The sequence below is a fragment of the Mariniphaga sp. genome (assembly GCF_041687215.1).
Taxonomy (GTDB): domain Bacteria; phylum Bacteroidota; class Bacteroidia; order Bacteroidales; family Prolixibacteraceae; genus Mariniphaga.
In genome coordinates this window covers 50,833-56,930 of record NZ_JAWLCI010000030.1, presented here as the reverse complement: position 1 = coordinate 56,930, position 6,098 = coordinate 50,833, and the positions used below count along the sequence as shown (strand labels likewise).

General features: G+C 38.4%; 4 protein-coding genes. 2 read left to right on the top strand and 2 right to left on the bottom strand.

What is annotated here, in order from left to right; genetic code table 11:
- Positions 1 to 523, bottom strand: a 523-nt coding sequence (locus ACESMA_RS11940) for a hypothetical protein (RefSeq protein WP_372949050.1), incomplete at its 3' end; no start/stop codon positions are given.
- Between the two features lie 265 nt (positions 524 to 788).
- On the opposite strand from ACESMA_RS11940, the gene ACESMA_RS11935 reads away from it, so the two are divergent.
- Together ACESMA_RS11935 and ACESMA_RS11930 are read left to right on the top strand one after the other, a co-directional pair.
- The gene (locus tag ACESMA_RS11935; protein WP_372949049.1) at positions 789 to 1,490 is read left to right on the top strand and encodes a hypothetical protein; all 702 of its coding nucleotides are present in this window, start codon (positions 789 to 791) and stop codon (positions 1,488 to 1,490) included.
- Positions 1,491 to 1,597: 107 nt separating this feature from the next.
- Positions 1,598 to 4,489: a TolB family protein gene (locus tag ACESMA_RS11930; RefSeq protein ID WP_372949048.1), complete on the top strand. Its 2,892-nt coding sequence runs from the start codon at positions 1,598 to 1,600 to the stop codon at positions 4,487 to 4,489.
- On the opposite strand, the gene ACESMA_RS11925 is transcribed toward ACESMA_RS11930, so the two are convergent.
- A complete protein-coding gene (locus tag ACESMA_RS11925; protein WP_372949047.1) occupies positions 4,466 to 5,662 on the bottom strand; it encodes a metallophosphoesterase in 1,197 nt (398 codons plus the stop codon). The two genes, ACESMA_RS11930 and ACESMA_RS11925, sit on opposite strands and share 24 nt — an antisense overlap.
- Positions 5,663 to 6,098: the final 436 nt, after the last annotated feature.

Genomic DNA, 6,098 nt, shown 5'->3' with positions numbered 1-6,098 from the left:
GTTTCTTTTTGTTTTGTTTAATGAAAGGAAAAATAAAAACCAGATGAAAAAACAGGTTCAGAACCAGAAATAGCCGAACAAGTAAAACATCGGGGTTAACCGGAGTTTTTAAATAATTGTTTTGAAATAAGAAAGCAAAAATGGTCATTAAAAACAGAAATGTGCTGAAATAACCGTAAGTCCAAAGCTTTGAATCCGTGTACCCGTTCAAATTAAAGGCAAATTTTAAAAGCATAAACCAGCTTCCAATTAAAAACGGGATGCCGATTATTGGCACAAAAAAAGCAATCTTTGCCTCAAATTCAGCATTCAGGTCCACGTCGGCAACTATTTGACGAAGAATAATATTTCCCCAAATGGCATATATAAAAAATGAGAAAAGTAGAATTTGCTGGTAAAGTAATATTTGCAGAGCAGGCATTTTGTTTTCATGAAACAGTTGGTATGAAAGGAGAGAGCCAATTACAGCCATGCCGGTGGTTGCAACAAAAGTTATCAGGTACGAGATATTTTCAATGAGCATTTTTTGTTACAAACTTTAGTAGTGTTTAATTACAAATATTTAGTTTAATGGAGCAAAATTAAAATTTAAAAAGTAAATTTCAGTTGCACTCCCTGGTTTTCATTTTCATTTCATGCCTGATTTCAGCAAGCTATAAGTGCTGTAAATAAAGACATACCAAAGTAGTGAATATTTAAATTCCTACCAAGGTAGGTAGGAAATATTTTTAAGGAGTCGTAATTTCGATGCATCGATATTGAAAACAGAAAACTAAAATTTTAAAAAAATGGAAAACGAAAAGTATTACAATCTGGTACCCTCGGTAGGAGGAAGTTTTAGCTACGGTTGGCGTAAAATGTTTGAAAAAGCATTCTTACCCTTGCTGCTGGCAGTAATTATTGCAGGTTTATTGAACGGACCTGTTGGCGCCAACTGGAAAGCCGATGGTGGTGACTGGTTTAACATGGTTTGGGTACTTCCAATCGCCTTATTCAGTGTAGCCTATGGGTTTTTATTTTTGCCGGTTATCAACTACGGCGAAAAATATCTTTTTCTGCAAGCCATGCGCGGCGAGGATGCAGACATTAAATACCTGTTTGAAGGATTTAAAACCAAATACCTTAAAATCGTTCTTGCCAATCTGATTGTTATTGCCCTGGCCATTATTGGATTTATTATGCTGATTGTTCCCGGAATAATTGTGTTGTGTCGTCTCGCGTTTGTCTCATATCTGGTAATGGACAAAGATTTGGAACCCATGCAGGCTGTTGAAAAAAGCTGGCAGATGACACGTGGCCACGGATGGAAAATTTTTTGGATGGCAATTATCTCCTTTTTCCTTTATATTGGAGGAATAATAGTATTTATTGTAGGAATCCTGATTTCCATAATGTGGGTTCACTCAGCTTTTGCAACCCTTTACCAGTCGGTTCTGAATGAAAACGACGATGAAAATCCGATTCCAATTTTAGGTGTGAACGAAATTTGAAAACCAATTTTGTACGATTATTGGGGCCGTTTTGAATTATTTTCAGAACGGCCTTTTCTTTTGGTTTGTCCTGATTGTTTCTTTTCAGGAATGTTTATTTTTGGAGGATGAAGAAACTGTTACTATTTACCTTAATTTTTACCGGGATATTTCAAGCTTCAGCCCAGTATTTTCAAACCGGGCAAGATCCGGCCTCCATTAAGTGGCGCCAGTTGAACACGCAAAATTTTCAGTTAATTTATCCCGATTACTATGAAAAGCAAGCCCAAAAACTTGCCGGTACACTGGAAACGGTTTTTCCCTACGGAAGTTATTCGTTAAAACACATTCCTGATAAAATGCCGGTGGTTTTGCATACTCAAACCATTAAGTCAAACGGATTGGTGGCCTGGGCGCCTCGCCGTGCCGAATTTTATACCACACCACATCAGGGCATTTACCCCCAGGATTGGCTGGAGCAACTGGCTTTGCATGAATTCAGGCATGTCGTTCAGCTAACAAAAGTAAACAGCAATCTTCCGCAATGGACCAAATTTATTTTGGGCGAACAGGCAACTGCCCTGGCATTTGGTGGCTGGTTGCCCTGGTGGTTTATTGAAGGCGATGCTGTAATAACTGAAACTGCATTAAGTAATTACGGGCGGGGCAGATTTCCTTCCTTTCTGATGGAGCAAAAAGCCCAGGTAGTAGAAAAAGGTGTTTTTTCATACGATAAAGCATATTTTAGGTCGTATCGCGATTTTGTTCCCAACCATTACACTTTAGGATATTTTTTGGCCGGAAACATCAGAGCCAGGTATGGCAGTTCTGTTTGGGAAGAAGTACTTACCCGCGTTGGTCAAAAACCACTTTCAGTTTTTCCTATGAGAAAGGTGCTGAAAAAACGCACAGGGTTAAATTCTGCTGAAAATTACCAGACTATTTTCGACAGTTTGCGCGTTTCGTGGGTTCGTGAAAATGAACAATATATTTCAACTCCGAACCAGGTAATTTCTGCACCTCAAAAATATTTCACCAGCTACACGCATAATCACTGGTTGAATGATTCTGAACTATTTTCATACAAAACGACTTTCAACGAGATTCCTTCTTTTATAAAAATACTTCAGAATGGAGAAGAAAAGAAACTTACATTTCCCGGGTCTGTTTTCCGGGAATCGCTGAGAGGCCGCGATGAATGGATTGTCTGGTCGGAACAGATACCGGATTTACGCTGGCAGCATAGTGGCCGTTCTTTCATTCGGTTATTAAATACATCTTCAAAAATATGTATTGATTTTAAACCGGAGTTTAAAGCTTTCAGCCCTGCAATTTCGCCTGATAAAATGAAAGTTGCAGTGGTGGAAACCGATTTTTCAAGCAATTATTATCTGTCGGTTTACCGGTTGCCTGATGGCCAATTGCTGCAAAGGTACCAGTCGCCGGATAATAATTATTTTTTCTCACCTGAGTGGCTTTCCAACGAAAAAGTTGCCGCAGTAAAACTTACAAGCAATGGAAAAAAAATAGTAACCGTTGATTTTTCAACAGGTGAAATGGCTGAATTAACAAATGCCGAATTGGGTGAAATAAAACATTTAAGGTTTTTCGGTGAGTGGCTTTATTTCATCAGTTCCTACTCCGGAAAAAACAGTTTATACCGGCTTAACTTAAAAACCCAAAATATTGAACACGTTTATGAACCGCACTTTGGAGTTGAATCGCCGGCTGTATCACCCGATGGAAAATCTGTTGTTTTAAGCGATTATACTTCCGATGGGTTCAGGTTAATTGAAATTCCGGCCAATCACAACCAAATTATTCCACTTCAGGAAGTCGAAAAAGGAACTTATCCGCTGGCAGAAAAACTGGCCAGTCAGGAAACAGGAATCCCGGTTTTTCCCGATACTATTTCAAATGCGTATGTTTCTGAAAAATACTCAAAAGGAAAACAACTTTTAAATTTTCATAGCTGGGCGCCTGTAAATATAGACACCGAAGAATACCAGTTTTTTCCGGGCGTGAGCCTCATGTCGCAGGATAAACTGGGCATTTCGGAATTGGAATTGGGGTACAAATGGGATTTTACGGAACAAACCGGGAGATTTATTGCCGATTATTCGTTTAAAGGATGGTACCCGGTTTTCGATTTAAAATTGTCACTCGGCAACAGAGCTTCAGAATACCGGCAGATTACTCAGAATGTGAATAACCAGGGGGCAGTTTTAAGTCAGGATACTGTTCTGAAACGTTATACCTGGGGACAAACCAACACCAGCGTAAGCATGAGGTTGCCTTTGAATCTGGAGCGGGGACCTTTCAACCGGTTTTTTCAGCCAGAAATGGAATATGCATTTAATTATTATAAGGCGCACGATTCAACGCCTGAGCAGTTTCATGCAGGAAGCTTTCATTCGCTGGCCTATCGCCTGTATTTTCATCAGTTGTTAAAACAAAGCTACCTCGACATGTATCCTGATTTTGGTATTGTTCTCGACGGAACTTTTCGGCATTCTCCGTTTGGTTCATTGAGTGCCGGCCAGATAAAAGCGCTGCAGTCTGTTTTGTATTTGCCCGGAATAATGAAAAACCATGGCATAAAAATTTATGGTGGTGCTCAACAAAAAGAAAGCAACGGAACACTCGGCTTTTCTGATGTGGTGAGGTATGCACGAAGTTGGGGAAGAATTAACACTACTGGAATTTATACCGGGGGGGCAGATTATAAACTGCCCCTGTTGTATCCCGACTGGAACTTCTGGGGATTGCTTTATGTCAGTCGCATAAAAGCTTCTTTATTTGCTGATTACACCCGGTTAAAAGGAAATTTCTACCACAGGGGAGAAATCACCGGCAAGTTTACCGAAGATATATCGTCACTGGGAACCGAAATTACATTCGATGTGAATATGCTCCGGTTTTATGCTCCGGCCGACATTGGATTCAGGGCATCGTATCTGCCTGAGATGAAGAATGTTTATTTCAACTTTTTGTTTTCAATCGACTTCACTTCGTTTTAGGGTAATTACGGTAATTTCTCCCGGCATGTCCAATCGCCAGGGCATTCCAACGGTTCCCAATCCTGTATTTACATAAAGCGCAGAATTGTTGTTTTTATAGAGTCCGCCCCAGGTTTTCCGGGTTAGCCAGGCTAAGCTGAAAGGAATTCCGGCAAATTTTACTCCCCATTGTAATCCGTGGGTATGACCGGAAAGAGTAAGTTCTATATCTTCTTTGCCTGCTACTTTTTCTTCCCAATGGGCTGGGTCATGGGTCATCAATATGGTAAATGCATTTGAAGGAATTCCTGCAATTGCTCTATCCAGATCGGCATATTGAGGAAAGGGGGCATGCCCCCAGTTTTCAACTCCTGCCAGATATATTGAATCGGTTCCTTTTGTTAAAACTACATGTTCATTATTGAGTAACCGGAATCCAGCATCTTTTTGTGCGTTTAAAATGGCTCCAAAATTTTCCTGTTTTTTATCCGAACTTTCCCAATCAGCATAATTGCCGTAATCGTGATTTCCCAAAATAGAATAACTTTCGGCTAAATTCGAAATTTCTTTTAATACCGATTCCACCCCATTTATTTCATAGGCAAAATTATTTACCAAATCACCGGTAAAAAGAATCAAATCCGGATTGATACTATTTAGTTTGTGCTTGGTTCTTGTCAGAATTTTTTTCGGGTTTAACATGCCGCCTAAGTGAAAATCAGAAAGTTGAATAATGCGGTAATTGTTAAAGCCAGGTGGGAGATTTGAAAAGGCAAGATTAACATGAGTTACTTTTACTTGTCTGCTGCCTGCAATGGTACCAAACAACATTCCAATTGCCAACGAAATAGCCAGTATAAATCCTGCATTAGAAATTATACGTTGTATTACTTTATTTCGAAAAGTCATTTGCAGTAAAAAAGCAAGTGCCATGGGAATATTGAAAAGAAACACAGTAAATAATATTGTATTGAAAAAGAAATAAGCCTTGTAACTGCTGGCGGCTCTCGGTTGAAAAGGGTAGATGTACAATATTATGAAGCCGGCAAAAATTAAAAAGGTTACACCCCAGAAAAGAATATTGACTGCCTTGTTTCTACCGGTAATCTTTCGAAGATTCAATCTGGCTCCCAAAGAAGTGACCAGGTAAAAAACTAAAAATGTAAGTAAAGTAAAAATTAGAAAAGACCTCATTGCGGATACTAATATTAATCTATTTCAATTCAAATAACAAATGTCGCATTCTGATGTTTATTAAGCTTATTTTCAGAACCATATTCCACTGATAAAGTAGTTTTAAGCTCATCAGGATTGAATGTTTGAAAATAGCAAGGCAAAAGTACTTATTCATAAGAAGGAATTATGGATAAAACTAAAATTTCAGATAAATTAAAAAATGTGACAAGAACAAATTATGCACCTGCGAAAAATTAGGTAAATAGAATTGAATGAATTTTAATTTGTTATTAATTTACAAAAGAGAACTCAACTAATGGATCGCATTGCAGTAATGTAAACAATTGTTTTTTACAAATCTGCTACAACAAAATTACAGCAAATTACAACCGTAATATTACAGAGATTATAAAATACAATTCAATTGAAGTGGTGTTCCACAAAAAAATAATTC

What these genes read in the sequence shown, in the direction of transcription:
- ACESMA_RS11930 (WP_372949048.1), top strand. Translation starts at nt 1,598, where the DNA reads ATGAAGAAACTGTTACTATTTACCTTAATTTTTACCGGGATATTTCAA.
- ACESMA_RS11925 (WP_372949047.1), bottom strand. Translation starts at nt 5,662, where the DNA reads ATGAGGTCTTTTCTAATTTTTACTTTACTTACATTTTTAGTTTTTTAC.
- ACESMA_RS11935 (WP_372949049.1), top strand. Translation starts at nt 789, where the DNA reads ATGGAAAACGAAAAGTATTACAATCTGGTACCCTCGGTAGGAGGAAGT.